General features: G+C 77.0%; 1 protein-coding gene. It reads right to left on the bottom strand.

The annotated features are described in order from the left end of the window. On the bottom strand, positions 1-322 hold a 322-nt coding region (locus FOE67_RS28600; RefSeq protein WP_182667664.1), incomplete at its 3' end, for an ATP-binding protein. Positions 323-382: the final 60 nt, after the last annotated feature.

The raw sequence follows: 382 nt of genomic DNA, 5'->3' as shown, positions 1-382 counted from the left end.
GCCTGGCCCGGGCCCCCCAGCTCTCGCCCAGGGCGGCCACCAGCGTCAGCCCCCGCCCGCTCCGGGCGTCCCGGCCCGCCCGGCGCTCGCGGGGCAGGCCCGGTCCGTGATCGCTCACGATCACCGTCAACCGGTCCCCGCGCAGCACCAGTTCGACGGTGCAGCGGTTGTCCGGTCCCGCGTGCCGGTGGACGTTGGCCACCAGTTCGCTGGTGCCCAACAGCACGGTGTCGACCAGCTCCGGGAGCTCCCAACGACGGAGTTGGTCCTCCACCAGCCGACGCACCCGGGCCACCCGGTGGGGGACCACGCGCAGTCCCACGGAGCACCGTCGGCTCCTCCGGGAGCGGCGGCCGTCGACCCCCGGGGGAGGGGCGGGGGG

Source organism: Streptomyces calidiresistens (assembly GCF_014141525.1).
GTDB lineage: Bacteria > Actinomycetota > Actinomycetes > Streptomycetales > Streptomycetaceae > Streptomyces > Streptomyces calidiresistens.
Note: the sequence above shows the minus strand (reverse complement) of the source record. Positions and strands in the feature narration are given on the sequence as shown.